The following is a 932-nucleotide window of genomic DNA, read 5'->3' on the forward strand; positions in this document are numbered from 1 at the left end:
CCGCCAAGCTGGAGAACATGTTCAGCGAGATGGGCGCCGGCGACGTGCAGACGCTGCCGCTGATCATCAAGAGCGACGTKCAGGGCTCGCAGGAAGCGCTGGCCGCTTCGCTGCTCAAGCTCAGCAACGCCGAGGTCAAGGTGCAGATCGTCCACGCGGCGGTCGGCGGCATCAGCGAGAGCGACATCAACCTCGCCATCGCCTCCAAGGCCGTCATCATCGGCTTCAACGTGCGAGCCGATGCCGGTGCGCGCAAGCTGGCCGAAGGCAACGCGGTCGATCTGCGTTACTACAGCATCATTTACGACGCTGTGGATGACGTGACCAAGGCGATGTCCGGCATGCTGGCGCCCGAGCAGCGCGAAGAAGCGCTGGGTACGGCCGAGATCCGCGTCGTGTTCGTCGCATCCAAGATCGGCACGGTGGCCGGCTCCATGGTCACCAGCGGCCTGGTCCGTCGTGGCGCTCGCTTCCGACTGCTGCGCGAGAACACCGTCGTCTACACGGGTGAGGTGGACTCGGTGCGCCGCGAGAAGGACGACGTCCGCGAAGTCAAGGAAGGCTTCGAGTGCGGTATCAAGCTCAAGAACTACAGCGACATCAAGGAAGGTGATCAGCTCGAATTCTTCGAGATCAAGGAAGTGGCCCGCACGCTCTGACCTCCAATCCCGAGGGTTAACCCCGCCCCTCGGGGCGGGGTTTGTTCTTTGTTGGCTGTCCGCGCGTGAACCGCGCAAACAGCCTGATCAGGAAACCTGCCATGAGACACAAACGCGCCATCCCCAACCGAGCTTTCCGCGTCGCCGACCAGATCCAGCGCGATCTGGCGGAGCTGATCCGCGAGCTCAAGGATCCGCGCATCGGCATGGCGACGATCAATGCGATCGAGGTCACGCCCGACTACGCCCATGCCAAGGTGTTCTTCTCGGTAC

At 63.1% G+C, this 932-nt stretch carries 2 protein-coding genes; both read left to right on the forward strand.

Annotation, left to right across the window (positions count from 1 at the left end; genetic code table 11):
• Positions 1–659 (forward strand): translation initiation factor IF-2 (locus AC1DU6_RS33040; RefSeq protein ID WP_477862526.1); only part of this gene is annotated, 659 nt, incomplete at its 5' end.
• 101 nt (positions 660–760) lie between these two features.
• Positions 761–932, forward strand: a 172-nt coding sequence (locus tag AC1DU6_RS33045; protein ID WP_477862528.1) for a ribosome-binding factor A, incomplete at its 3' end; no start/stop codon positions are given.

Source organism: Roseateles sp. P5_B10, assembly GCF_056400485.1.